Genomic DNA, 26653 nt, shown 5'->3' with positions numbered 1-26653 from the left:
GGGGAGTGAGCGACCTTTAGCACGTGAGAACCGGGCACCCACCGCTCCACCCCGCGTCTGCGCGGGCGGTACGAACTTCCGGAAGCCCCGCAATGAGGGAATAGTGGTGGAGGGATGCCAGTAATACCGAATGTTCGACCGGCCGCCGCGATGCGACATCGCCCAGATCGAACGGACGCGGCCGATCCGGAAGATACCCGGGCGGGTTTAGGAAGGCAGGGCCTTTCCTTATTTCACCTTGCTTACACGAGGGAACGTGGCTATGTGGGGCGCCTTCTCGCAGCCAGGAAGGTACCCATGTCTCCTTGCACCCTGGTCGATGCCCTGGCGGCGGTTCCCGATCCCCGCAGCAAGCACGGCCTTATCCACCCACTCGCCCCCTTCCTCGGACTCGTCGCCCTCGCCATGCTCATGGGGCGCACCAGCCTCAATGGCATCGCTCGCTTCGGGCGACAGCACGGACCCGCCCTCGCCCATGCCCTCGGCTTCCGACGCGGCAAGACCCCGGCCGTTTCCACGCTCTCCCGCACCCTGCGACGCTTCGACGCCGACCAACTGGAGCACGTCCTCTCGTACTGGATCGCCAGCCGCGTCGACCCGGCCGCCTTCACACACATCTCCATCGACGGCAAGACCCTTCGAGGCTCTCGCAACGGCGCGATCCCCGGTCAGCACCTGCTGGCCGCATACGCCCCCACCGTCGGTGCCGTACTCGCCCAGGTCAAGGTCGATGCGAGCACCAACGGGCACAAGGCCGCCTTGACGCTCCTCGGCATTCTGCCGCTGCGAGGGAAGGTCGTGGTCGGCGACGCCATGTTCTGCCAGCGAGACCTGGCCGAGGAGGTGGTCGGGGCCGGCGGCGACTACGTGCTCACGGTGAAGGACAACCAACCCGGATTGGGGATCGACATCCGAGCCGGGTTCGCCTTCGAGACCGCCGCCCGATCGATCGCGGCGGCCACTTCCCCCTGGGGATCGGCCTCCGCCCGCCCCGAGCCGCATCGCCACGACCGTCGATAAGGGTCACGGCCGCATCGAGAAGCGGACGCTGCAAACGACCTCGATTCTGACGTGCTCGCCGACGTGGGCGGGGGTGAAGCAGGGCTTCCAGTTGACGCGTGAGCGGACGGTCCGAGGCCAAACGACGGTCGAAGTGCATTTCGGCATCACGAGCCTGTCGGCCGAGAAGGCGGATGCGGCCACACTCCTGAACCATGTGCGGACGCACTGGCGCATCGAGAACGAACTGCATTACGTGCGTGACGTGACACTGGGCGAGGACGCGTGTCGTGTGCGCATGGGGCACGCACCACAGGTGCTGGCGGCGCTGCGGAACGCCGTGGTGCACCTGTGGCGTGAGGTCAAGGCGGTGAGTTGCCCGGAGGCGATCGAGCGGCTCCAGATGGACCCGGCAATGGCCAAGGGACTTATCGGAGTTACGTAGAGTGAATCAAGGAAAGGCCCTGTTTAGGAAGGGGGCGCAGCCGAAAGCCGGGTGTTCGCGGCGCGGCTGATCGGGTATCGTGTGAGCCACTATACTAGCCCGACTCGGTTCCCTTCGATCACAACCACTGGAGTGTTGCGGATGTTGCGTGCGATCCGTCTGTTCGTCGGTGCGGCACTGGTTCTGTTCGGCGGGACGCTGCTGGCGCAGGCGCCCAAGGACGCGCCCCAGGCCGAAGGGTACTTCCCGCTCAAGGTGAACGCCAAGTGGACCTACAAGGTCGGCGACAACACCATTGAGGTCAAGGTGGTCAAGGTGGACAAGGTCGGCGGCGAGGAGCAGTACCAGGTGGACACGGTCGTCGGCAAGGACCCGAAGACGAGCGAGTGGTACACGGTCAAGGGCGACGGCGTGTACCGCGTTCGGGTGAAGGACGACAAACTCGACCCGGCGGTGAAGGTGCTGCCCCTCCCGATCAAGAAGGACGCGACCTGGGACATCAACAGCAAGGTCGGCACGCAAACCGTCAAGGGCGCCATGAAGGTGCTCAACGACAAGGAGAAGATCAAGGTCGGCGAGACCGAGTACGAGACGGTGTTCGTGGAGGGCAAGGACCTGGACATCGCCGGGGCGAAGACTACCGTGCGGCTGTGGTTCGCCAAGGGCAAGGGCATCGTGAAGGAAGAGTTCGTCCTCCAGACCAACGAGGTCGTGAAGCTCGAACTGACGAAGTACGAAGAAGGGAAGTAAGCTCCGTTCAGGGAACGGCGCGGCCCGGGCCGCGCCGGCGCTTCTGTGTGCCCCGCTCGTGTCTACCTGCGGTGCCGATCCCATCCCGGGCACCGGCGACGGAATTGCGGTCGGTGCCATCGGCCGGGTATGGGCACCTCAAAGTCGACGACCCGGTCAACGCGTTCCGCTCACGGCCGTAATCCGCCGAACATTTTTCGACCGCGCCGCACGCGACGCGCTCCACATTCGTTCCATCATCTTTGCCTCATTTCGGCCTCGTCGGGCGTGGTACGGAGCGCCCATCTTGAGGTTTGGGCCGCGGTCCGGATAATGTCCGTGCGCAACTTTCCTACGCGCTGCCATCATGGTTCTCACTTGCCCGCACTGCCACCGCTCGCTGTCCTCCGTGTCCGCGGACGGGCCGCCGCAGTTTTGCATGTTCTGCGGGCACAAACTCGCCGGCAGCACCCACCCGCCGGCCGCCCGCACCCAGACGTTCGCGCCCGGGGCGGACGCGCTCTCGGGTGTACCCGACGAAGACGACCTCTCGGCCGCCCCAGAGCCGGCTCTGAAGGAAATCGGCGGGTACCGGATCGGGAAGCTCCTCGGGGCCGGGGGCATGGGGTCCGTGTACGAGGCCGAGGCGCTCGGAACCGGGCGCCGGGCCGCGGTGAAGCTGCTGTCGTCCCGGCTCGCGTCCAGCCCGTCGTCGGTCGAGCGCTTTCGGCAGGAGGGGCGGCTCGCCAGCCAGCTCGCGCACCCGCGGTGCGTGTTCGTGCTCGCGGCCGACACCGAGCACGGCCGCCCGTACATCGTCATGGAGCTGATGCCGGGCCGCACGCTCAAAGACCTGGTCGATCAGGGCGGCCCGCTGAAGCCGCACGAGGCGATCGGCCGCATCCTCGACGTGATCGACGGGCTGATGGAGGCGCACCGGGTGGGGATGATCCACCGCGACGTGAAGCCGTCCAACTGCTTTCTCACCGAAGACGGCCGCGTGAAGGTGGGGGACTTCGGGCTGTCCAAGTCGCTCGCCGGGAGCGGCGCGAACCACCTCACCCAGACCGGCGCGTTCCTCGGGACGGTGCTGTTCGCGGCGCCCGAGCAAATCCGCGGCGAGCCGCTCGACTACAGCTCCGACGTGTACTCGGTCGCGGCCACGCTGTACTTCCTCCTCAGCGGCCAGGCGCCGTTCCACCACGACAGCGCCGCGACCGCCCTCGCCCGGGCCATCTCGGACCCGGCCCCGCGGATCCGCGCCACCCGCCCCGACGTGTCCGAGCAGCTCGAGCGGATTATTCTGCGGGGGCTGGAGCGGGACCGCTCGCGCCGCTGGCAGACGCTCGACGACATGCGCGAGGCGCTCGCGGACCTGCTGCCCGAGCGCCAGCGCCCGGGGCGCCCCCGCGCGCTGGTCGGCGCGTACGTGCTCGACCGCATCCTGCTGGCGTTCATCGTGTTCCCGGCGGAAGCGGCCCGCATCTGGGTGACCGAGGCCGGGGCCAGCAAGATCGACGTGCTCGAGCTGCGGTGGCTCGCCGTCAGCATCACGCTCCTGTACTTCGGGCTGTTCGAGGGGCTGCTCGGGGCGACGCCCGGGAAGATGCTGTTCGGGCTGCGGGTGAGCCGGGCGGGCGAGACCGACCCGCCCGGGGTGCCCCGCGCGCTCGCGCGCACGTTCGTGTTGCACGCGGTGCTCGCGTGCTTTTTCCTCGTCCCCGACTGGGTGAGCGAATTCATCGGGACGCGAGGTGGCGGGGCGGTTCGCGGGATCATGTTCGGGATCGGCGCGCTGGCCCTCTCGGTCCAGCTCCGGAAGCGGTTCGGGTTCCGCGGCCTGCACGACTTCGCGAGCGGGTGCCGGGTCACGCAGGTACCGCTCCGCGCGCGTCGGCTGCGGCTCCCGGTCGCGCAGCCGACGCCGATCGAAACGCTCCTTCCGCCCACGCCCGAGGCGCTGCCGGAGGCGGTGGGCGGGTACGTGGTGAACGGCCGTCTCTCCGCCGATCCCGTCGGCGAACAGGTCTGGATCGCGGAGGACCGCACACTCGGACGCAAGGTGCTCCTGTGGCTGCGGCCGTGGGGCGGACTCGCTTCGGGCGCGGAACCGGCGCGCACCACACGGTTACGGCGTCTGGGGGCCGGCAGCGTCGGGTGGGGCGAAACGGTGTACGACTGGACCGCTTACGCGGCCCCACTCGGCGGCCCCCTGATCGAGGCAGTGCGCCCGGGTGCCACCCTCCCGTGGGCCGACGCGCGGTTCCTGCTCGAGCAAATCGTTGAGGAGTTCCGCGCCGCAGAGGCCGACGGCTCCGTGCCGTCGCGCCTCGCGCTGGACCACGTGTGGGTCGAACCCGCGGGGCGGGTGCAGGTGCTCGACTTCCCGCTGGGCACGATCCGGTCGCGCCCGGGGCCGCCGTTGCAGGTGCTTCGCGAAGCCGCGGCGCTCGTCCTGGAGGGGAGCCCCCGGCACACGCCGGGGCCCGTCGCGGCCCCGCTCCCGCCGCACGCGGCCCCCGTGCTCGACAGGCTGTTCACGACGGACCCGCCGCTCGCGGAGTTCCAGAAGGAACTGGCCGACACCCACGCGCACAAGCCGGAGGTGACGCCGGTGATGCGGGCCGCGCACCTGGGCATTCAGGCCCCGCTGCTGGCGGTGCCGCTCGGCTCCATGTTCGGGTTCGCGTTCGTCGTATCGGTGATGACGACCTGGCTCGCGACGAGTTCCGTCGAGATCGCCGAGCGGGCCGCCGCCGGGTTCACCGATCCGGACGCGCGAGCCAAGCTGTCCGCCGGCGACCGGGACGCCCGTGCCGCGCTGAGCAACCCGCAAGCGCGGGCGCGGGTCGAGGAGGTGCTGGAACGCGCCCGGGCGGACGCGCACACGCGCCGGGCCGCGCTGTTCGCTCCGCAGCGGAACATGCTGGAGCAGGGCGAACTGGCGCTGCCCGACCACGGGGTGGCGGCTGAGGAGCACGACGCGGCCGCGCGGGCGCTGCTCGCGTGGGCGGGTGCCACCGACCGCGGCGACGACCCGCCGTGGGGCGGCCTGGAACCGCTACTCGTGCTGTTCGGTGTGGTGCCGCTCGGGTTGGTCACGGTTGCGGCGGTGCTGCGCGGGGGCGCGTCCATGATGCTCGCTGGCATGGCGATCGTGCGGGCCGACGGCCGGCGCGCCCGCCGGTGGCAGTGCGCGCTGCGGGCGGCGGTGGTGTGGGGGCCGCTGTCGGCGCTGCTGCTCGCGTGCGCGGCTGCACAGATCTACGCCCCGCACCGTCCGTACCTGGCCGCCGGGCTGTGGCTCGCCGGGGTGGTGCTGCTCCCGGTCTACGGGGTGATCGCCCTACGCTACCCGACCCGGCCCCCTCAGGACCGCATCGCCGGGACGTACCTCGTCCCGGTGTGACGCCCCGGTTCGGTCGTCTCTATTTCAGAGCCACGAGCGCTGCGAAAGCCGGGCGCGCCGGTCGGCGCGCCCGGAACACGTGCCGCACGCGGCTACTTCAGCTCTTTGATGTACACGTTGCGGAAGTCCACGCGGACGTTGTAGCTCTGGAACCCGATGTGCCCCTTCTCGCGCTTCAGCCCGGGGTGGTTCTTGTCCGCCTTCGCCTTATAATCGTCCAGGTTCGCGTTGACCAGTTCGATGTCGTTCTGCGTCACGGTCACCTTGCGGCCCTCGCACACGATCTTGACCGTGTTCCACTCGCCGATCTTCTTGTTCTTGGCCGCCTTGGCGGGCTGAACGTCGTAGATGGAGCCGGTGTGCTGGTAGTCGGCCAGCCTGGACTTGTGGACCCCTTCCCAGCCCTCGTCGTCGATGAGTTGGATTTCCATGCCCTGGTACGCCGGGTCGCCCTTTTCGGGCGTGCGCAGGCCCACCCCGCTGTTGCCGCCGGCCTTCGCCCACTTGTACTCGCACCGGAACTCGAAGTTGGCGTACTCCTTCTCGGTCAGCAGGTACCCGCCGCCGCCGCCCTTGCAGACGATGAGGCCGTCCTCGACGCCCCAGGCGTCGGCCTTGCCGGTGGGCTTCCACCCGCTCAGGCTCTTGCCGTCGAACAGCGCGGTGAAACCTTCCGGCGGTTTTTCGGCCGGCTTGGGCTTGTCGTCCGCGCGCAAGGCCGCGGCGCACACCGCGACCGCCAGAACGCCGAACCGCAACGCAGTTTTCATGTGGGAACTCCTGAGTGCCGCGGCGGAGGGACGGGCGCGCGGCTCGGGTGGTGGGAGGGACCGACGACATCTTACCCGCCGGGCGTAGAATGGCACGAAGAACCTCTCCACCCACCCCTCCCTGAGGAAGCGAGCCGGAGAGAGGGCCGCCTGGAGAACACATGCGCCGATTCATGATGAAGTCGAAGCTGCACCGCGCGACGGTGACCGAGACGAACGTCGAGTACGAGGGCAGCCTGACCATCGACACCAACCTCCTCGAGGCGGCGGACATCCTGCCGCACGAGCAGATCCACGTCTGGGACGTGACCAACGGCACGCGGCTCGTCACTTACGCCCTCGAGGGGCCGCGCGGCAGCGGCGTGATCTGCGTCAACGGGGCCGGGGCGCACCTGATCCGCACCGGCGACATCGTCATCATCGCGACGTTCGCCGAGTTCGAGGACGCCGAGGCCCGTAAGCACCAACCCCGCGTCGTGTTCGTCGATCCGAAGAACCAGGTCAAGGCGCTGGCGGCGGTGCCGGGCGCGGTTCCGGGTTGAGCGGCCCGAGCAGCACCAGCAGCGCGAGCGCCAGCGCCCCGCCCGGTCGGTAGTAATCGAAGACCGGGCTCGCGCTGTCGAACGGGACCGTTTGCACCGCCAGTAGTAGCACCGCCGCGGTCCCCCACCCGCGCCGGCCCGCGGCGAAGAGGTCTCGCACCCACGGCACCGCGATCGCCAGCGTGAGCATTTCATAGGCCAGCACCTGCGCGCAGACGGTGGCGCCCGCGACCGCCGCGGCGCACGCCCACCCGGCCGATGGCAACTGCCCGGCGGCGCGGCACCGCCCCAGCACCAACCCGCCCCACACCAGGTATCCCGCGAGCGTCGTCACCGCGGTCAGTTCGATCACCGGGCCGCCGAGCGACACGAGCAGCCGGTTCCAACTCGTGATCTGCGGGTTCAGTTCGGCCTGGTTGTACCGAACCGCCTTGTGACCGGTCGGCAGGTAATCGAGGTAGTCCTTCAGGAACAGCGGCGACCCGCCGGCGACGGTCGCCCCGATCAGGTTCAGCCCCGCGACCAGAGCGGCCAGCGCCAGCGCCCGTTTCCACCCGCCCAGGTACCACGCGAGCGGTATCAGCGGCAGCGCCACGTGCGGCTTCACGAACGGGACCGCCCACAGCAGCACCCCGAGGGCCGGGCGGTTCCGCGCGAAGCACCACAGCCCGGCCGCCACGCACCCGACCGAAACGATGGTCACCTGCCCGACGAAGGTGATAGCCAGTACGAACGGGTTGAGCACGAGCAGGAACGGGACGACCAGCCCCCGCGCTCCCGGACGGACCGGCCCGTCGGATCGGCGGAAGAGGTCCGGGATCGTGACGATACCGGCTGCGGCGCACCCGAGCACGACGCCCCACGCCACTTTCGCCGCCGGCCACGGCACCACCGCGAACGGGGCGAACGTGAGGATCGCCAGCGGCGGGAGAAAGTACCCGCAGTTCCGGACGAAACTGTTCTCGCCCGGGGCTTCCGGGTTCTCGTCCGGGAACTGCGCCGCGGCGAGTTCTCGGATGCGGGTGAGGTCGTAGGGCGATTCGCCGCGCAGCCCGATCGCGGCCCCGGCGCGGTAAATGAACAGGTCGGGGAAGTTGTTCGTTGCGAGCGCCAGGTACAAGCCCAGCGCGCCGAGCAGTACCGCGGGAACGAACCGAAGACCGCTACCCGGCGCCGCGTCCGTCCGAGAGGTGTCGATGCCCTTCTCAGCGGTGCCGGGATGGGCAGAGCCGTTTCCGTTCGCGGGGCTGTCAGCCGGCACATCAGGCATTACCCACCCCTAATTCGACTCAGTTTGATAGTTCTGGAAGTCCGCAACGCGCCTGGTGTAGTGACCGCACCCGGTTTTCGTTCACCGCGCCGAAACGAACGGCGCGAGCCAGCTCGGTCACAAACGCTTATACCGCAATACGTTACACACCATCATATCGAGTCGTCCGGGTTCTGCTCCGATCGGCTTCGAGAGCCGTATCCGGGCTCGGAAGCCTGTGATTCGGTGGTAGCTGTACCCCAGCGGGCCGGTAGCGAGTGGGTAGCCGGCTGGCAGCGAATGTCCTGTCGGTGACCCATTCGGGGGCCGCCGGTGCCGGGGTGTAACCCTCGTTACAGCGCGCCGTGCAAACTGCGGGCTAGGGCAACTCCGCAACTCGCGCTCGCTGCCCTGTCTACCAACCGGCACTCCCGCGCGCAAATACCGGGGGGCTTGATACCCCGGAAGGGCGACCAGCTAGCCGCCAGAGGCGCACACACGTGGTCGAGAAAACGCCCCCCAATACCAGATGGCACGCGGTGGATGGCGCGCGCGGCGAAAAGCCTACGGAACGCGAATACCGGTGCGCCAACGCGGTCGGGCGACGGCAAAAGTTTTCCACTACGAGCTTGACAATTTCCCTGCGATAAGACAGCATTCAACCCGCACAACTGAAATGCAGTGGTTCTCCTGACGACCCGCACCTCCGCGTTCCGCCACCGCGATTAATTGCATCTATGTCGATTTCTAACAATCTCGAAATCATTTTATATTTACACAATCGATCATTCCGGGTGATGGTAGTCCTGGATAGCAAAAACAATGATTTGATAAAGGGAAATGTGAATTCCGTGTAAATGATCGCCATATATCGAATATGGTCGCCATTTTAATAGACTGTACGTCAAATCCGAATTCTCCCAATGTGTTGTAAATCAGCCATTTAGGGGTTTATTCAGGGCAAACGCACTTAGAGGTGGTGACCTACTTGCGCTGCACGAACCTGGCTGGGTAGGCCAGCCACTCCGCCAAGGACCACACGTGATCCGTTGACCCGGCGACCATCGCCGGGGTCCGCTTCTGCCACCGCCCATTCTCACCCTTCACCCGCAGCGTCCGAACCGGCCAACAGAAGTTGTAACTGAAGTCGCGTAAGCGTTCACGGGGGATTTGCCCCGCGTTTTCCCGTGCCTTTTGAGCCCTTTCCGTGGGCGGTTGCCACTGGCGAGTGTGTCCTGTGACCGAGCTAACGCCATGACACCTGTTCCTCAACCGCCGGACCTCCCAGACGACCTGCCGCCTCACGTGGTGGCGTATATCCGGGCACTCGAAGCCACGATTGCCCAGCTCACGGACCAGGTCCGCGGGCTCACGGCCCAGGTCGCCGAACTGACCGCCCGTCTCAACCAGAACTCGACCAACTCGTCGAAGCACCCGTCGTCCGACGCCCCGCACGTGAACCCGGCCCCGCCCAAGGGGGCCTCGGGCACGCGTCGCGGGGCCAACCGGGACACCCCAAAGCGGAACGCACCGTTCTGCCGCCCGATGAGATCCGGGCCCTCCAGCCGTCCACGTGCCGGGGGGGGGCGCGCCCGCTGACGCCGTGACCACGCTGGTGGTGGCGTTCCTGATCCGCCGGACCCGTGGCCGAGCCGCCTTGGACGACCTCCGGGCCGGTTCGACCCAGGTGCACACGACCGACCGGTATCCGGTGTACACCCACTTGCGCCCGCACAAGCGGCAAGTGTGTTGGGCGCACCTGCGACGCGATTTCCAGGCGATGATCGACCGGAGCGGTTCCGGACAGGCGATCGGCGCGGCTCTGCTGGCGTGTTTGGACGCCCTGTTCGAGAACTGGTATCGGGTGCGGGACGGAGCCCTCGCGCGGTCCACATGTCGCTCGACCTACATCCCCGCGTTGCGTCGTCAGGTCGGCACGCACCTGCGGAGCGGGGCGGCGTGCGGCTGCGCCGAGACGGCCGCCACCTGCGCGGAGTTGTTGGCGGTCGAGGCGTCGCTGTGGACGTTCGCGCGGGTGGTGGGCGTGGAACCGACCAACAACGCGGCCGAGCGTGAGGTGCGTCACGCCGTGTGCTGGCGGAAGACCAGCTTCGGAACCGACAGCGAACGCGGGAGCCGGTTCGTAGAGCGGGTCCTCACGGTCATCGCCTCGTGTCGCCGGCAGAACCGCCATGTCCTGGAGTTCCTCACCGACGCCGTGACCGCGCACCGGACCGGCGCGAAGGTACCGACGCTTGTTCCAGCTGAAGCTCAACAACAGAACGTTGTGAATCCGCTCCTCGCCAACTGTTGATACACTGCCGCATCACCCGTGAACGCTTACCTTTAGGATAATTCGGATTTGCCGTACACCCTCTTACTCTTCAACCGGATTTGGTATGAGTTCCGGTCCGGCCGTTCGCGTGGATCGCTACCGCGCCGATATTCGGCCCGCGCGGCGCGCTGGCACGCCGCCCCCCCCGTGTGCGCGGGACACTCAATCGAGCTTGAACGGCGGAAGCGCGTTGTCCCCGTCACGGATCTGCACTTTGAACGTACTCTTGGCCGGGTCGCTGTACTTGCCTTTCCAGCGGTCCACTTTAATATCGCCTTCGTCCGGGTTCTTCGACGTGTCGTAGAGGGCGAACGTCACAGCGTACTCACCGACCGGCGCCCCGTCGCTGGTGCTCGCGGACCCGAGTTGGAACCGGCCGGCGCCGTCCGTCACCGCGGACGGGGCGAACTTCCGCGGCCCGACATCGAACAACGGATGGAACACCACCTGCACCCGGGCGGCCGGCTTGTTCTGGTACAACACCGTCCCATGCACCGGTGTCATTTTCGGAAGCGGCGGCGGGCCGGCCGGTCCACACCCGACCGCCACCGCAAGCAGGCTTCCGAGGAGTATTCCCACCGGTACGTGCGTCGTCATCCGAATGGCCCTCGCCGACGTGCTGAGAAGTGTTTACGCGACGAAGGACCGCCGCTCCGCAGCCCTTCGTCGCGGGCCGCGGTTTAGTAGTTGCCGACGGCTTCACCATCGTCGCGGATCAAGAGCTGGCCGAGGGTGCGCCCGCTGATACCGGCGGAGACGAACCGTACCGCACCGTCGCCGAGCAGCAGCACCGCCCCGCCGCTGTGGAACGAGTACACGCCCTGCTGGTTGTCGCAGTTGATGGTGCAAGAGAGCAGGTCGCCCGCGGCAGGAGTGTTGCCCGAGTGCTGAGTCATCAGCCCGTTCGCGTCGAGGCTGCTCGGGTTGTAGGTGTAGATGGAGATCGATCCGTACCCGGCCCACGTTCCGCGGGTGCTGTTCGAGGCCGGTGCGGTTTCGTCGCCGTACTTCTTTCCGAGCTGCCACTTCTGCGGGCGCCCGGCCTGTTCAAAGATCACGGCGGTGTTCGAGAGGCCGTCGGTCGTCTGGCTGAACTTGACGTAAATGTTATCGTCCACCGGCTGGTGGCGGTTGGACCCGACGTCCTGATTCCACCCCGTGCCGTATCCGGTGGTGGGCATGCTGAACCCGTTCGACATCATGTAGTCGTTCGACCCGGCCGCTGCCGTGAACGTCGTGCTCTTGTCGGGGTTCGCGGACACGTCCGTGGCCCGGGCGCTCACCGCGACCGTGCGCGTGAAGGGAACGGACGGGCACATAAACGTCTTGATCGGGGCGGAGACGTAGGGGGCGTTAATCGGGTCGTAGAAGTCGTAAGCCGGGTTCATCTTCGACGCGACGGCGTTTTGCTCGATGTACGGCAGCAGCAGCAGCCCCCACCCGCCGATCGGACGCACGGTCGCGCCGCTCGGGCCGAGGGTAGGGGAGTTCGTCAGCCGCCGGGCCGGAAAGCCGCCGTTCGTACCCTCGAAGTTGTGACACGCAAGCCCGAGCTGTTTGAGGTTGTTCTGGCAGCTCATGCGGGCGGCGGCCTCGCGCACCTTTTGCACGGCGGGTAGCAGGAGGCCGATGAGGATCGCAATAATTGCGATCACCACCAGCAGCTCAATCAGGGTAAAAGCCCGGCGGACGGCGGTTCGCATGACAAACCTCCACAGAGGGTGCGAGCCGCATTGCGAGGGCGGGGACGCCGCCAGTAGCTTAGCAGGCTGAGCAAGTTGAGACGGAGTCGCAAGAGGGCGATGGTAGAATTAGGCATTCACCGATCAGGGGGCAAGGCCGAAGAACTGGCACCCCCACCCGCCCGAGCCCGTGCGTCCCGATCCGGCGTTCGGTTCACGCATACTTGGCGGTGTAAGTCGTTTCACGTTCCAGGTTTCTAGTTCCACGTTCCACGTTCCACGTATGGTCCGGAACTTGGGCCGAGTCGGTTCCCACTTGGAACCTGGAACTTGAAGCCTGAAACGACTGGGTGTGGTATCCTGGGCCGCATGAAGCTCACCCTTTCCGCGCTCGCCGCAGCCCTCGCGCTGGGGGCGCACGCGCGCGCCGCCGATCCGACCCCGAGAAAACCTGTGGACACCTCGTTTCTCAAGCGATTCGCGGAGACGCGCCGGTTCATGCTCGGTCGCCCGCAGAACCCGAAGGTGGCCCCCGACGGTAAGACGGTTCTGTTTCTCCGCGCCGACGCGGACAAGCCGGCGCTCAAGCTGTTCGAGTTCGACGTGGCCACCGGCCAGACGAAGGAGTTGCTGTCGCCTCAGGCGCTGCTCGGGAGCGGTGACGAGAACCTCACGCCCGAGGAGAAGGCGCGGCGCGAGCGGATGCGGCTCACGGCCGGCGGCTTCGCCGACTTCCACTTCGACGCAGCCGGCAACAACATTCTCCTGCCGCTCTCCGGACGGCTGTTCGTGTACGACCGCGCCACCCGGAAAGTGACCGAGCTGAAGACCGGGGCCGGCGGGGCCGTTGTGGACCCCAAGTGGTCCCCGGACGGGAAAAAGGTGGCATACGTCCGCGGGTTCGACGTGTACGTAATCGACCTCGCGACTAACACCGAAACCGCAATCACGACGGGCGGCACGGTGCAAAAGACGCACGGGCTGGCGGAGTTCGTGGCGCAGGAAGAGATGGGCCGGTTCACCGGGTACTGGTGGTCCCCGGACTCCAAGTACATCGCCTACGAAGAAGCCGACCACGCCGGGGTCGAAACGTGGTTCGTCGCGGACCCGTTCAAGCCGAACGCGAAGCCGCTCGAACAGTTCTATCCGCGTCCCGGCAAGAAGAACGTGGCCGTGCGGCTCGGTGTGGTGCCGGTCGCGGGGGGTGAAACGGTGTGGATGGAGATGCACCGGTATGAATACTTGGCCCGGGTCGATTGGGGAAAGGCCGGGTTGGTTTACCAGTTGCAAAGCCGCAACCAGAAAGAGTGGGGCCTCCAGCGGTACGACCCCGACACGGGAAAAACGTACGGCGTTTGCCACGACCTCGGGGCGCCCGAACTGCCCTGGCAGGAACTGGTCCCGCTCCTCCCGCGTTCGACCGAGTTCAACGGGAACTCGGTCGTCCTCTACGGGTCCGATCAGTGCGACAGGAACACTTTACCGAAGCTGCCCGGTGCCGGAAACCACATCCTCAACATGACCGAACACCTGCCCGACGGGCGATTTCGGCACTACACGCTGACCCGATTCAACCAGTTCCTGTCGCTCGACTCGGCAAACAAGCACGCGTACATCGTCGATTCGGCCGACCCGACTCAGGCCCACGTCTGCCGGGTCGGAATCGACCGGGACCGCACGTTCGAGCACCTGACGAGTGCCCCCGGCCAGCACACGGCCGTGTTCTCGAAGAACCACGCCATCGGCGTGTTCACGTCGACGACGCTCACTCGAATGCCCACCTCGACCGTCCGCATCGCCGATCCGTCGGGTGCCAAACTGGGCGAGTTGCCGTCGGTCGCCGTGGAACCCGACCTCAAGCTGAACGTGACGATCGCGAAGCTGGGCGACTTCTGGACCGCGGTCGTGCGCCCGCACGACTTCGACCCGAAGAAGAAGTACCCGGTGATCCTCGACGTGTACGGCGGGCCGCGGCACCTGCACGTCGTTCAGGCGATGCGGAACTGGCTGGTCCCGCAGTGGCTCGCGAATCAGGGGTTCGTGGTGGTCGCGGTGGACAACCGCGGCACGCCGGGCCGGGGCCGCGAGTGGGAGCGCGCCGTGTACCAGAAGTTCGGAACCGTCCCGCTCGACGATCAGGTGAAGGGGCTCCGGCTGCTGTGCGAGAAGCACCCCGAACTCGACGGGGACCGCGTGGGAATTGTGGGCTGGTCGTTCGGCGGGTACATGGCGGCCAACGGGGTGTTGCGGCGCCCCGATGTGTTCAAGGCCGCGGTCGCGGGCGCCCCGGTGACCGACTGGGAGGACTACGACACGCACTACACCGAGCGGTACATGGGTCTCCTGCCAGAGGCTCAAAAGGCCTACGACGAGGCGAGCCTGCTGCCGCTCGCGAAGGGCCTGACGCGCCCGCTCCTCCTGGTCCACGGAACGGCCGACGACAACGTGTACTACCGGCACTCGTTGAAGCTGTCGGACGCGCTGTTCCGCGCCGGCAAGAACTTCGACTCGCTCCCGCTGCCCGGGGTGACGCACATGTACACCTCGGACCCGGTGGTGACGGAACGGCTGTGGGGGCGTGCCGCGGTGTTCTTTGCAACACACCTCGGCGCGCCGAAATGAAGAAGAAGGCCGCGGGCGCACCGCCACCGCAGTCGCGATTGCCCGACAGGGTTACGAGTCGCGAGACTTCTCTGCGCTCCCGATCTTGGCGAACGCCCGTCAGGACGCCGGGTGCGACTCCGCCGACGTTCTGCAACACTGCCGCGACCCGAACGCCGCACACGTGCGCGGGTGCTGGGTGGTGGATCTGGTGCTCGGAAAGGGATAGACGGGGCCGAAAACCGCGAACGGCGGCTCGCGAGTTGTCACCGTCCGGCGCGTCTCCTATGCTGAAAGCGGGTGAACCTTCTAGCGCCGTCGGGCGTCCGTAGGTTCATCCCACCTGGAGAGGTGGCAGAGTGGTCGATTGTGCAGCACTGGAAATGCTGTGTACGGGAAACCGTACCGAGGGTTCGAATCCCTCCCTCTCCGCTCGAAAAGAGCCCGCAGTTGCGGGCTCTTGTTTTTTAGTGTTGTGAGCCCGCCTTCAGTAACTGACAGGTCGACCGAACCTCCCCTCCGCAACGAACCGAACGCGAGGCCGGTATGGCACGGGCCGGACAGGAGCGCGAAGCGCTGACCGCGGAGCAGGCGTTCGACCGCCTGACCACCGAACACCTCCGACCATTGGTGAGGCTTCTCGGCTCCGATCCGCCCAAGAGGAAGGGAGAGTTGGTCGCGGCGGTGGCCGGGGCGATGACGACGCCCGCCCGCCTACGTGCCCTCTACGACCGGCTCGAACCGCTCGCGCAGCTCGCCGTCCGCGAAGCCGCCCACGCCCCCGACGGGCGCTACTCCCGCACCCGGTTCGTTGCCGCACACGGTCGCGAGCCGGACTGGTTTCAGCCGTCGAACAACCCGCACTCGTACTGGGACCGCCGCGAGACCCCGACGCACCTCGTCCTGTTCTTCCCCGACTACGAGCACCTGCCGACCGACGTCCGGCCGCTCCTCCGGTTTCTCCCGCCGCCGGACCCGTTCCGGATCCCGACACGCACGGAACCGCCGGCCGAACACACCCTCCCTCAAGCGAGTTGGGACCAAAAGGGGCCGGACGAAACGGTTCCGGTCCGGGTGCGGGAGACGGCCCGCGAGGCGGAGGCGGATCTGTTCGCCGTTCTCCGGCTGATCGACGCCGGCAAGGTCCGGGTGACCGACAAGAAGCAGCACCCGACCGAATCGAGCCTCAAAGTGGTCGCGGGGGTGCTGACCGGCGGCGACTTTTACACGGCCGAGGATGAGGACGAGTTCGACCACGACCCGGCCGCGGACCTCGCGATCAAGGCGTTCGCCTGGCCCATGCTGGTGCAGGCCGCGGGGCTCGCCGAGAAGCGCAGCGGCGTCCTGAAGCTCACACCCGCCGGCCGGACGGCTCTGAACCGCGAACCGTCCGAGGTGCTGGGTAAGGTGTGGGCCGCGTGGGAGAAGAACCGGCTGTTCGACGAGTTCGCGCGGGTCGAGGCCGTCAAGGGGCAGGGGCGCGCGAGCCTGACCGCGGCAGCGACCCGCCGGAAGGCCGTGTTCGCGGTGCTCAAGGACTGCCAGCCCGACGCGTGGTTCGCGATCGACGACCTCTGGCGCTTCATGCGCGCGACCGAGCGCGGGTTCTCGCTCGTCGGGGAGCGGGACGCCTGGAAATTGTACATCACCGACGCGGAGTACGGCAGCCTGGGGTACGACGACGAGCACTCCTGGGAGCAACTTCAGGGGCGGTTCGTGCTGGCCCTCCTGTTCGAGTACGCCGCCACCGTCGGGCTGCTCGACGTGGCTTACGTGCCGCCCCAAGGGGCGCGCGGGGACTTCTGGGGGCGGTGGGGCGCGGACGACCTGTCCTGTTTCAGCCGCTACGACGGCCTGCTGTACGTGCGCATCAACCCGCTCGGGGCGTGGGTGCTCGGCCAAGTGAAGGCGTACCAGCCCGCGGCCCCGCAGAAGACGGACGCCGTCCGCGTGCTGGCGAACCTGGACGTGGTCGCCACCCATACACCGTCGGCCGCCGATCGGCTGACGCTGGAGCGGTTCGCCGACTCGACCTCGCCGGCGGTGTGGAAGCTGTCGGCGGCGAAGATCGTGAGCGTGGTCGAACAGGGCGGCCGGATCGAGGAGCTGCGCGAGTTCCTGGCGACGCGGTCGGCGGAACCGGTGCCCGCGACCGTGGAAACGTTCCTGGCCGATTTGCAGCATAAGGCCGAGCAGATCCGGGACGACGGCCCGGCCCGGATCATCGCGTGCGCGAGCGCGCACGTGGCGGCCGAACTGGCGAACGACCGGCAACTGAAAGGGAAGTGTTTCGTCGCCGGGGACCGGTTGATCGTCCGCGAGAGCGACCTTGCGGCGGTGCGGAAGGTGGTCCACCGGCTCGGGTACGTCTGGCCGATCCCGAGCGAGTGACCGCCGCCCGGGCGAACGCGGGCGTTACTTTTTGTCCCCGCCCTTTTTCATGTTCAGGAACGGGTTGGGCTTCAGCTCGATCTTCTTCACCGATTGCAGGTAATCCACCATCCTGTCCGCATCGGGACCGGCGAGCTGCGCGTGGAAGTGCAGGCTGAACCCGTGCGGCCCCTTCGCGTCGATCAGCTTCGGCTGGAGCGTGAGGAACGCCTTCACCGCCTCGAGCTGCCCCATCATCGTGGCGCAGAAGATGTCCATCCGAGCGCCGCGCTCGAGGAGCAGCGCGACCATCTCGCGGTTGCCCATGTGCGCCGCGGCGCCGAGCCCGCTCTCCCAGTCGCCCCCGCCCCAGTCCATGAACGCGTTCGCCAGCGCGGGCTCGCGGTCGAGGAGCTTCTTCACCATCGCGATGTCGGTGTGCGCGAAGATGACGAAGTCCTGCACCATGAGTTTGTTGATTTGCGGCCGGCGCCACGCCGGGTTAAACCCCGGCTTGGGGTAGTCGCGGGTGAAGGGCGCCTCGGTGGCCTTGGCGTGCGGCAGCGGCGCCACCTCCGCCGGTGTGTCGGCGCTCAGGGCTTCGCGACCGAGCACGACGGTCGCGGTCAGCGCCGCGAACGTGCGGCGGTCTATCGGTTCGGACATCGGGAGGCACTCCTGTAGCGGTTGTGTGCGTTCAGGATACCGCGACGGCCCGGGCGCGCCCCGTTAAAAGCCGTCAGGTGACCCGCGGATTGCCTCGCAAGGTGAGCACACGCCGGTGCGAGACCGTCTGCCGCCCGCCGGGAAACTGGTTTGAGTCACGGCGTTCGTGACCGCGTCGAGCCGCGCGACCAGTTCCAGGCGCAACGCGCGGCCCGCACTTCCGTAAACCAACCCCGATGGCCCTTTCGCGCACCGGACGACGAATGCTGGCGACGCTCCGGGACACCACGTTCCGCTCGCTGCGGCACCGCAACTACCGCCGCTACTTCGCGGGGCAGATCGTGTCGTTCGTCGGCACGTGGATGCAGTCCGCGGCGCTCATGTGGCTCATGTACGACCGCACCGGCGACCCGCGCTGGCCGTCGTGGCTGCTGGTGGCCCAGGTCGGTCCGACCCTCGCGTTCGGTGCGTGGGGCGGTGCGCTCGCCGACCGCTATCCGAAGCGCACGCTCGTACTCTTCACGCAGACCGCGTTCCTGGTGAACGCGGTCGTTCTTACCGTGCTGGTCGGGACCGGGGTGGCTACGCCGTACCTCGTGCTGGCGCTGATCGGGTTCAACGGGGTGATCCAGGCGGTCGATTTCCCTGCCCGTTTGGCGTTCGTCCCGGACCTCGTGCCCAAAGAAGACCTGATCAACGCGGTGGGGCTGAACTCGCTGGTGTTCAACTCCGCCCGCGCGATCGGGCCTGCGATCGCGGGGTTTCTGTTCGTTGCGGCGGGCAAGGTCGCGCCGCATTTACCCGAAGGGGCGAGCGGTGTCACGATCGGCGCGACCACGTGCTTCGCGCTGAACGCGCTGAGCTTCCTGGCGGTGTTGCGGGCGCTGCGGCGCATTCCGGAGCCGCGGCGGCACGAGAAGCCGGCGGCTTCGCCTCTCGCCGGCGTCCTCTACCTGCGCGAGCACCCGGCGCTCGGCGCGGTGGTGCTGTTCACGTTCGCGCTCAGCGCGTTCGGGTGGCCGGTGATTACCGTCCTGCCCGCGTACACCCGACTCCAGCTTGGGCTGAAGGAGGAGGCATACAGCTTACTGCTGAGTTCGCTCGGGGCGGGGGCGCTGGGGGCGGCGCTCGCCACCGCGACGTTCGGCAGCGTATCTCGGCGCGGCGCGTTCCTGATCACGGGCGCGGCGGCGTGCGCCGCGGGCATGGCGGGCTTGGGTTTCGCCCAGGTAATCGGGCTCGCGTGCGGGTGTTGCGCGGCGGTCGGGTTCGGGATGATCCTGTTCCTTTCCACCGCGCAGTCAACGCTCCAACTCGCGGTGCCGGACGAGGTGCGGGGCCGAGTCATGGCGGTCTGGGCCATGACGCTGAGCGGCAGCGCCCCGATCGGGCACCTGCTCGCGGGGCATGCGATCACGGTGGCGGGCGTCGGCCCGGTACTGTTCGGCATGGCCGCGGGAATCGGCGCGGTGTTCTTGCTGCTCGCTGGGATGGCGCTGGCGCGCAGGAATTCTCCCGAACCTGTCTCTTGAGCAGCGAACGCAGCTACTCCGCGGCGATCCGCTGGAGGTCGGCGCGCTTCGCCTCGTAGGTTTCGGCGAACGCGAGCGCCTGCGGGTCCGGCTCCGTGCCGTCCGCGGCGCACGCCATGCGGTACACCGCGGGCCACCAGTTTTCGTGCTGCGTCAGTCCCTGTTCCTTTACGGTGGCCCAGTTGCTCAGCACCTTCGACCACGCCGCGTCGCCGTAGTCGAGCGCCTCGCGTAGGCTACCGAACTGCGGCACGTACCACGACCGGCCGATCTGCGAGTGCAGCACCTCGTCCGCCCAGTCGAAGTCCTGAATGGTGGCGATGAGCGGCAGCCCGGACGCCTGTCCCACCTCGAACTCGTACCGCTTGCCGGTGCGCGGCATCAGCCCCTGCTCGATGAAGTACAGCACCCCGTGCCGCTCCATCGGGGTGCATTCGGTGTTGAGCCGGTGCGACCAGTTGAACGTGATCTTGGCCTTCGTCCAGTCGACGCCGAGCGCGACGAACCCGACTTCGCCCATCATCGCGTGCCGGGCCTCGTCCCACAACTGGCGCGACATGTCGCGGTAGTACCCCCACGGCTTGCCCGGCGTCTGGGCGATGATGCTCGCCATCATCTCGGGCACATCGATCTCGCGCAGGCGCTTGTAGAGCATCATCAGCGCCTTGGCGCGGGCCGGGTACGCCTCGTTGTAGAGGAACGCTTCCGCGTTCACGCCCTGGTTCCACGGATCGGTGAACCGCTCATCGCGCTTCGGGACCGGGTCGTACTGGTAGGGTGTTGCGGAATAACGGCGCGGCGGCCCTGCCCCCCAGCCCCCTCCCCGCAGGGAGGGAGAGTAAGTCGGTGCTCCTTCTTGTTCCCCCTCCCTGCGGGGAGGGGGCTGGGGGGTGGGTTCTTGTGAACCGTCGAGGCCGCCTGCCGCTTCGAGCAGCCGACCGAGGTAACGGCACCACTCCAGGCGCTGTGCTTCGTTCTCGGGATCTGCAATTCCATTGAGGGCCAGACTGCCCCAATTCATCATGTCGTCAACTTCGATCCGAGCAAAGCGAAGCAGGCGGCGAGACGGGGCGTCCGTGAGCGGGTTGGTGTCCGCCTCATATTGTGCGATGGCGTTCCAGAGCGCGTACACCGCCGCCCCGTGCCCACTCACCAACTCCTCCGTCGTTGGCGCGCACAGGATCTCATCGAAGAAGACTTCCAGTGCCGGGTGCGGCACGTCTTCGAGTCCCAGTGGCGGTTCGCGCATCTCGCCGATGCGCGTGCGCAGCGCGGTGACGTGTTCGGCGCAGAGGTAGGCGTGGTGAGCGAAACCGGTTTTGAGTTCGTAGATCGGCTCCGCGGTGATGCGGGCCGTCAGGATCTGATGCAGTCGCTTAAAACAGTAGTGGAACCGCTTCAGCCGCCGAACGCACTCCTCCACCGACAACCCGGGCTTGGCCGCTTCTTCAACGGTACAAAGCCCGGCGAGTGGGGGCAGGTTCTTGTACGGAGTGTATCCCGCGAGCGGCGTCGGCATGGGTTGCTCCTGTTCCCAGAGGGTTCGGGAGCATTCTACCAGCTCACCTCCGCGGGTGCGGACGGGCGGATCGCCACGGGCGGCGCAATAGAAGGTCGATGACCCAGCACCCGCGCACGTGGCCGGACGCGGCCGAGCGGTGCTTGGGCGCGTCACCGCCGACGAAGAACGGCTCGTGGCGGCAGTGGTCCAGGATGTCGTCGTTGTCGCAGCCCGCTTCCTGGAGCGCGTCGGCCAGAATCGGCATCCGCTCGAACGCGTGCTCGTCGTAGATGCCGCGGGCCAGCGCCAGCACGTCGGACGTGAGCCACGCCTGGGGTACGGTTATGTCCCGGAACGGGAGCGGCCCGAACAGGTCGCGGATCACTCGCAACTGGTGCGCCAGCGCTTCGGCCTGTTCGCTCCGCGGGTGAGCGCAGAACACGGCCTCCGAGACGACGTGCGGGAACGGGCCGAGCAGCCAGCCGCCTTCCGAATTCTGGTACACGTATTCCCAGTACGCCGGCCGCGACTGCCACCCGCGGCCCTCCCACAGCGCACCGGTTCCGCACAGCGCGGCGTTCCGCGCGTGCCACTTCGGGGTCCGGTGGGCGGAACTGACCGAGTACAGGTTGTCCCGGCCGGCACGCCGGAGCCGCTCGATCTTCGCCGCGTCAACCGGGTCGTCGGCCAGAACCTCCATCAAAACCAGGAGTTGCGGGAACGCGCTGTCGGCGAGCAGGTCGCCCACCTGGCGGCAGCACGCGAGCGAGAACAGCCGGAACTTGCGCTCGGACGCCTGCGCGGTGTAAAAGAGCCAGTTCAGCAGTTTGTCGGGGTACGATGTCGCCCACCAGTCGGCCTCGGTCATTCGTCCCTCTCGCTCCGGCGGGCGAGAGCAATTGTCCCGCCCGCCATGGAGTACGTTACTTCGCCGCCTTGCGCGGCTTCGCGACGTGGGTCGCGGCCCCGTAGGCCAGTTCGGCGCTCTCCATCACCGTCTCGCTGAGCGTCGGGTGCGGGTGAATACTCTCTAACACGTCCCGCGCCACCGCGCCCATCTCGATGGCGAGCACCCCTTCGGCGATCATCTCGCCGGCCCCCGCCCCGACGATCCCGACCCCCAGCACCCGCTTGGTTTCCGGATCGACGATCATCTTCGTGCGGCCCTCCGTGCGCGCGATGCTCACGGCCCGGCCGCTCGCCGCCCACGGGAACGTGAGCACCTCGTGCGGAACCTTCTTCTCTTCCGCTTCCTTCTGGGTGATCCCGGCCCAGGCGATTTCGGGGTCTGTGAAGATGACAGCGGGAATGGCCCGCGGGTTCCATTCGGCCGGCTCGCCGTGGAGCACTTCCACCGCAACTCGTGCCTCTGCCGTCGCTTTGTGCGCGAGGCCGGGCTCCTCGCCCACGTCGCCGATCGCGAAAATGTGCGGCACGTTGGTGCGGCGCTGTTTGTCGATCGGGATGAACCCCCGGTCGGTCACGTTCACCCCGGCCTTGTCGAGCCCCAGCCCCGCGGAGTTCGGCCGCCGGCCCACGGAAATCAACACGCGGTCGAAGGTGAGCGACGCGGGCGCGCCGGCCCCTTCGAGCTTCACCACGATCCCTTCGGGCGTGGCTTCCAGCCCCATCACCTTCGTGGACGTGTAGATCGCCTCGAACTCGGTCTTGAGCTTCCGCTCCAGCGGATCGACCAGGTCCTTATCGGCCATGAACAGGAGGCGTTCGAGCGCCTCCACCACCGTGACCTTGCTCCCCAGCGCCGCGTACACGCTGCCGATCTCCAGCCCAATGTAACCGCCGCCGATGACGAGCAGCTTCTTGGGCACGTCCGGCAGTAGCAGGGCGCCGGTGCTGTCCATCACGCGGTCGTCGTTGATCTGCCACTGTTTCGGGATCGCCGGCAGCGACCCGGTCGCGATGATGCAGTTCTGGAACTTGATGGTCTGGGGCTGGTCGCCGGTCACCTCCACCGTGTTGGGGGAGGTGAAGACCGCGCGGCCCTTCACCACGTCGACCCCGCGGCCTTTCGTGAGCTGCCCGATGCCGCCGGTGAGCTTGCCGACCACCTTCGCCTGCACGAAGTCGCGTAGCTTGGCGAGGTCGAGTTTCGGTTCGCCGAACGTGACTCCGTAAGCGGCCATTTCGTGCGCTTCGCGAATGATCTTGGCCGTGTGCAGCAGCGCTTTGCTGGGGATGCACCCGCGGTTCAGGCACACGCCGCCGAGCTTCGCGCCTTCGTCCACCAGCGTGACCTTGATGCCGCTATCGGCCGCGTGCAGGGCGGCGGGGTACCCGCCGGGGCCGCCGCCGATAACGAGGAGCGCCGTTTCACGAACGTCGGACATGTTCGGTTCTCCGTGAAAACGCAAACAGGGGGCATACGCCCCCCGCTCGCCTTACCGGAATTGTATGGGCGGCGCCCGGCGCCGGTGCGGTCAGTCCTCGGAGTGACCGAGCAGCCCGCGGACCACGGCCACCAGTCCGAACACGAACAGGACCGGCGGGTAGAAGTAGATGACCCCGGCGGCCCAGCCCAGCCCGAACCACACCACCGCGCCCAGCATCATCCCACACCCGCCGAGCACGCCGGAGGAGATGTGAATCCCGCCGCCGCGCGACGGGGGCGGGTCGTAGTCGTCCGCCCGCGGGGCCGACGGAACGGACCGGCGCTTCTCAAGAGCCGGGATTTTGGGTTTGGGCTTCGGAGCCGGCTCGTCCGGTTCCGGACGCGGAGCGCTCCAGGCCGGCGCGTTTGCCGGCTCCGGTTCGGGGCTGTCCATCAGCGCCCGGTACGCGGCCTCCTCCTCGGACGCCGGTGCGAGGGCCGCCACTTCCGGCGCCGGCACCGTGAGCGGCGCGGCGCACGACGGGCATTTGGTGCGTTTCCCCGCGTACTCGTCGGACACGCTGAAGTGCCGACCGCACGCGCAGTCAAAAGTAATGGGCATTCGAATCGGTGAGTGAGGGAATAACGTCAGCCGTAGTTCTTGCGACCTTTGTTAAAATTCGGAAGCCCCTTCGTGCCCTTCTGGCGCGCGTTACCGTCGCGGTCGAGGGCGGAACTGGTCGGTTCCGACTCGGCCAAGCCGTAGGTGCTTTTGTCCTCTTCGTCGTCTTCGAGTTGTGGCTTGCGATACCCGGACGGTCTGGGAACCGCCGGCGGCTGTTCCGGTTCGGGCGGCAGCGGGGGCGGCACGACCTCCGCGACATCCAGAACCTCAACGATTTCCAGCACTGGCTCGGGCTCGGGTACGGTGAAAACGGAGTTGCAAACGGGGCACTTAGCCCGCTTGCCCGCGGACGCATCGGGCACGCGTAAGATTTTTCCGCACTTACAGTTAATCGTAATGGGCATGGGCAACTCCGGACGAACTACGGCACCAGCGCCGCGGTACTGACAAACGCCGCTACCTTTGCGTCTGTTCTTTATCGATCGACCGACCGCCCTTCACGGTTTGGAACGATCCGGTGGCCCGGTTACTCTTGTGCCTCAAACTGCCACCTACTGGTTCCAGGAACGCAATTCAGCCCGGCGGCCGGGGGGACCGATGCCATCGGGGGAGTGGGCACCACGGGACGGCAGAACGGCAGAGCCAGCGTGGGGAGAAACACCAAGAGGAGCATGGGGCAAACCGCCACGGCGGGACTTCACCTCGTCACACGGTCGGGGACCATCGCTGACTGATTGTGAAGCAGTGCCGCGCGTTACGCAATGAGAAACGGTACTTCGGCTGAGTGGGAGAGGAGCCGGACGACGGCACGTGCGCGGCGGCCGATTGGGGCCGGCCACCGCGTACGCGCCGCTATCGTTTAACTGACCTTGGGGGGCATCATCACGCGCTCGATGTACGTCGTGTCCACGTTGCCCGCGATGAAGTCTTCGTTGTCGAAGATGGTTTTCAGGATCGGGATCGTCGTGTGGATGCCCTCCACCACGAACTCCCGCAGGCACCGCCGCATGACCGCGAACGCCTCCGCCCGCGTCGGCTGGTGGACGAGCAGCTTCGCCACCATGCTGTCGTAGTTCGGCGGCACCCGGTAGCCGGCGCACACGTGCGAATCGATCCGCACTCCCGGGCCGCCCGGTGGTCGCCACGTCTTCACGGTCCCCGCGCTGGGGCGGAAGTCGTGGGCCGGGTCCTCGGCGTTGATACGCACCTCGATCGCGTGCCCGCGCTGCTGAACGTCCTTCTGCTCGTACCGCAGTTTTTCGCCCGCCGCGACCCGAATCTGCTCGCGGATCACGTCCACGCCCGTCACCAGTTCCGTGACCGGGTGCTCCACCTGCACGCGGGCGTTCACCTCGATGAAGTAGTAGTTGTTCTGCTGGTCCACGAGGAACTCGCACGTCCCCGCGTTGTAGTACCCCGCCTCCTTCGCCAGCCGCACCGCCGCGGCGCACATCTCCTGCCGGACGCTGTCCGGCAGGTTCGGCGACGGCGACTCCTCTACCAGCTTCTGGTGCCGCCGCTGGAGCGAGCAGTCCCGCTCGAACAGGTGGATCACGTTCCCGTGCTGGTCGCCGATGAGCTGCACCTCGACGTGCCGCGGGCGGTCCAGGTACTTCTCCAGGAACACGCTCCCGTCCTTGAACGCGGCCTCGGCCTCGGCCCGCGCCGCCGAGAGCCCGGTCGCCAGCGAGGCGTCATCGCGGGCCACGCGCATCCCGCGCCCGCCGCCCCCCGCCGACGCCTTCACCAGCACCGGGTAACCGACCATGTTGGCGAACTTCTTCGCCTGCTCCTCGGTCTCTACCAACCCGTCGCTGCCGGGCACCGTGGGCACCTTCGCGGCCCGCGCGACCGTCTTCGACTTGTCCTTGTTGCCCAGCCGGTCCATCGCCCCGACCGGCGGCCCGATGAACTCGATGCCGGAGTCCCGGCACTGCTCGGCGAACTTGCTGTTCTCGGACAGGAACCCGTACCCGGGGTGGATCGCCTGCGCCCCGGTCTTCTCGGCGGTGGCGATGATGCGCGGGATGTTGAGGTAGCTCTGCGCCGACACCGCCGGGCCGATGCACACCGCCTGGTCGGCGAAGTCGAGCCACGGCGCGCCGCGGTCCGCTTCCGAGTACACCGCCACCGCTTCGATGCCCAGGTCGTGGCACGCCCGGATCACCCGCAGCGCGATTTCGCCCCGGTTCGCGACAAGAATCCTATTAAACATGCTTCACCAATGCGGAATGCGGAGTGCGGAACGCGGAATGAAAAATGAAGGGAAGAACGGGTCTTCTCGCCTTCAATTTCGCATTCCGAATTCCGCACTCCGCATGTGGATTTTTAGGAGGGGTCCACCCGGAACAGGACGGTGCCGAACTCGACGAAATCGCCGCTCTGTTTGCACACCTCGGCGATGGTGCCGGCGCAGTCCGCGGTAACCTCGTTGTACAGCTTCATCGCCTCGATCGTGCAGACGACCGTTTTCGGCGTGACCTTCGCGCCCAGCGCGACGAAATCGGGCTTCTTGGGGTCGGGCTTGGAGTAGAACGTGCCGACCATCTGCGACTTGATTTCGATCAGGTTCTTGGCGGGCGCCGGGGTTGAAGTCGGCGCCGCGGCGGGCGCAGGCAGCGCTGCTCCGGGGGGCGCCGCAACGGGCGCCGCCGGGGCCGGCAGCCGTGCCGGTGCTGGTGCCGGGGCGGGCGCGTACCCGATCACGGCGCCGCCCTTGCGGAGCCGGATGCGGTGCTCGCCTTCTTTCAGATCGACCTCAGCCAGGTCGTGCTCGGTCATCAGTTTCAGGAGGTACTCGACCGTGCGCACATCGAACGGCCGGGGGGCGTCCCGTTGATCGTCGGCCACCACGTAACCCTCAAATATG

Annotated in this window: 21 protein-coding genes, 1 tRNA gene and 1 pseudogene; 11 read left to right on the top strand and 12 right to left on the bottom strand. The window is 67.3% G+C overall.

Annotated elements, in window-relative coordinates:
- The first annotated feature begins 297 nt into the window (after window positions 1-297).
- The 4 genes from GobsT_RS33545 (at window position 298) to GobsT_RS33530 (ending at window position 5582) form a co-directional block, all read left to right on the top strand.
- Entirely contained in the window at window positions 298-1020 is a 723-nt protein-coding gene (locus tag GobsT_RS33545) for an ISAs1 family transposase (protein WP_010033685.1), read from the top strand.
- Entirely contained in the window at window positions 1001-1444 is a 444-nt protein-coding gene (locus GobsT_RS33540; RefSeq protein WP_109570720.1) for an ISAs1 family transposase, read from the top strand. Before GobsT_RS33545 ends, GobsT_RS33540 begins: the two co-directional genes overlap by 20 nt.
- 141 nt (window positions 1445-1585) lie before the next feature.
- The gene (locus GobsT_RS33535) at window positions 1586-2194 is read left to right on the top strand and encodes a hypothetical protein (RefSeq protein ID WP_010036045.1); all 609 of its coding nucleotides are present in this window, start codon (window positions 1586-1588) and stop codon (window positions 2192-2194) included.
- A gap of 346 nt (window positions 2195-2540) precedes the next feature.
- The gene (locus tag GobsT_RS33530) at window positions 2541-5582 is read left to right on the top strand and encodes a protein kinase domain-containing protein (RefSeq protein WP_081471481.1); all 3042 of its coding nucleotides are present in this window, start codon (window positions 2541-2543) and stop codon (window positions 5580-5582) included.
- A 92-nt stretch (window positions 5583-5674) separates the two neighbouring features.
- Here the strand turns inward: GobsT_RS33530 and GobsT_RS33525 are convergent, their stop codons facing one another.
- The gene (locus tag GobsT_RS33525) at window positions 5675-6352 is read right to left on the bottom strand and encodes a 3-keto-disaccharide hydrolase (RefSeq protein ID WP_010036047.1); all 678 of its coding nucleotides are present in this window, start codon (window positions 6350-6352) and stop codon (window positions 5675-5677) included.
- Window positions 6353-6513: 161 nt separating this feature from the next.
- Here GobsT_RS33525 and panD point away from each other — a divergent pair, with 161 nt between their 5' ends.
- Window positions 6514-6894, top strand: coding sequence for an aspartate 1-decarboxylase (gene panD, locus GobsT_RS33520; protein WP_010036049.1), 381 nt, complete (start codon window positions 6514-6516; stop codon window positions 6892-6894).
- Here the strand turns inward: panD and GobsT_RS33515 are convergent.
- A complete protein-coding gene (locus GobsT_RS33515) occupies window positions 6854-8164 on the bottom strand; it encodes a glycosyltransferase family 87 protein (protein ID WP_010036050.1) in 1311 nt (436 codons plus the stop codon). The two genes, panD and GobsT_RS33515, sit on opposite strands and share 41 nt — an antisense overlap.
- 1233 nt (window positions 8165-9397) lie before the next feature.
- Here GobsT_RS33515 and GobsT_RS33505 point away from each other — a divergent pair.
- A pseudogene (locus GobsT_RS33505) lies at window positions 9398-10457 on the top strand (IS66 family transposase).
- A 183-nt stretch (window positions 10458-10640) separates the two neighbouring features.
- Here GobsT_RS33505 and GobsT_RS33500 read toward each other — a convergent pair.
- Together GobsT_RS33500 and GobsT_RS33495 are read right to left on the bottom strand one after the other, a co-directional pair.
- On the bottom strand, window positions 10641-11075 hold the full coding sequence (locus GobsT_RS33500; RefSeq protein ID WP_010036054.1) for a hypothetical protein: 435 nt from the start codon (window positions 11073-11075) through the stop codon (window positions 10641-10643).
- Window positions 11076-11158: 83 nt separating this feature from the next.
- Window positions 11159-12181, bottom strand: coding sequence for a DUF1559 domain-containing protein (locus tag GobsT_RS33495; protein WP_010036056.1), 1023 nt, complete (start codon window positions 12179-12181; stop codon window positions 11159-11161).
- Window positions 12182-12529: 348 nt separating this feature from the next.
- On the opposite strand from GobsT_RS33495, the gene GobsT_RS33490 reads away from it, so the two are divergent.
- The 4 genes from GobsT_RS33490 (at window position 12530) to GobsT_RS33475 (ending at window position 17152) form a co-directional block, all read left to right on the top strand.
- Window positions 12530-14782: an alpha/beta fold hydrolase gene (locus GobsT_RS33490; RefSeq protein ID WP_010036057.1), complete on the top strand. Its 2253-nt coding sequence runs from the start codon at window positions 12530-12532 to the stop codon at window positions 14780-14782.
- 85 nt (window positions 14783-14867) lie between these two features.
- Entirely contained in the window at window positions 14868-14990 is a 123-nt protein-coding gene (locus GobsT_RS40680) for a hypothetical protein (RefSeq protein WP_010036058.1), read from the top strand.
- Window positions 14991-15106: 116 nt separating this feature from the next.
- Window positions 15107-15193, top strand: a tRNA-Ser gene (locus GobsT_RS33480).
- A 114-nt stretch (window positions 15194-15307) separates the two neighbouring features.
- The gene (locus GobsT_RS33475; RefSeq protein ID WP_010036059.1) at window positions 15308-17152 is read left to right on the top strand and encodes a hypothetical protein; all 1845 of its coding nucleotides are present in this window, start codon (window positions 15308-15310) and stop codon (window positions 17150-17152) included.
- Between the two features lie 24 nt (window positions 17153-17176).
- Here the strand turns inward: GobsT_RS33475 and GobsT_RS33470 are convergent, their stop codons facing one another.
- Window positions 17177-17599: a hypothetical protein gene (locus GobsT_RS33470; RefSeq protein ID WP_050790224.1), complete on the bottom strand. Its 423-nt coding sequence runs from the start codon at window positions 17597-17599 to the stop codon at window positions 17177-17179.
- A gap of 461 nt (window positions 17600-18060) precedes the next feature.
- Here GobsT_RS33470 and GobsT_RS33465 point away from each other — a divergent pair, with 461 nt between their 5' ends.
- Window positions 18061-19329 (top strand): MFS transporter, encoded by a 1269-nt coding sequence (locus GobsT_RS33465; protein WP_010036061.1) that lies wholly within the window; start codon window positions 18061-18063, stop codon window positions 19327-19329.
- Window positions 19330-19342: 13 nt separating this feature from the next.
- Here the strand turns inward: GobsT_RS33465 and GobsT_RS33460 are convergent, their stop codons facing one another.
- The 7 genes from GobsT_RS33460 to GobsT_RS33430 form a co-directional block, all read right to left on the bottom strand.
- Complete coding sequence (locus tag GobsT_RS33460; RefSeq protein WP_010036063.1) at window positions 19343-20848, bottom strand: hypothetical protein; 1506 nt, start codon at window positions 20846-20848, stop codon at window positions 19343-19345.
- A gap of 43 nt (window positions 20849-20891) precedes the next feature.
- Window positions 20892-21698 carry a hypothetical protein gene (locus tag GobsT_RS40185; RefSeq protein WP_010036064.1) on the bottom strand — a complete coding sequence of 269 codons (807 nt, stop codon included), beginning with the start codon at window positions 21696-21698 and terminating at the stop codon, window positions 20892-20894.
- A 55-nt stretch (window positions 21699-21753) separates the two neighbouring features.
- Window positions 21754-23178, bottom strand: coding sequence for a dihydrolipoyl dehydrogenase (gene lpdA / locus GobsT_RS33450; RefSeq protein WP_010036065.1), 1425 nt, complete (start codon window positions 23176-23178; stop codon window positions 21754-21756).
- Between the two features lie 90 nt (window positions 23179-23268).
- Window positions 23269-23781: a hypothetical protein gene (locus GobsT_RS33445; RefSeq protein ID WP_148087968.1), complete on the bottom strand. Its 513-nt coding sequence runs from the start codon at window positions 23779-23781 to the stop codon at window positions 23269-23271.
- A gap of 26 nt (window positions 23782-23807) precedes the next feature.
- Window positions 23808-24068, bottom strand: coding sequence for a hypothetical protein (locus GobsT_RS38465; RefSeq protein ID WP_010036069.1), 261 nt, complete (start codon window positions 24066-24068; stop codon window positions 23808-23810).
- Window positions 24069-24643: 575 nt separating this feature from the next.
- A complete protein-coding gene (accC, locus tag GobsT_RS33435) occupies window positions 24644-25999 on the bottom strand; it encodes an acetyl-CoA carboxylase biotin carboxylase subunit (RefSeq protein WP_010036070.1) in 1356 nt (451 codons plus the stop codon).
- 113 nt (window positions 26000-26112) lie between these two features.
- Complete coding sequence (locus GobsT_RS33430) at window positions 26113-26634, bottom strand: acetyl-CoA carboxylase biotin carboxyl carrier protein (protein WP_029600715.1); 522 nt, start codon at window positions 26632-26634, stop codon at window positions 26113-26115.
- Between the last annotated feature and the right edge of the window lie 19 nt (window positions 26635-26653).

This window comes from Gemmata obscuriglobus, assembly GCF_008065095.1.
In the GTDB taxonomy this organism is placed as follows: domain Bacteria; phylum Planctomycetota; class Planctomycetia; order Gemmatales; family Gemmataceae; genus Gemmata; species Gemmata obscuriglobus.
This window is presented reverse-complemented; position numbering and strand designations above follow the sequence as displayed.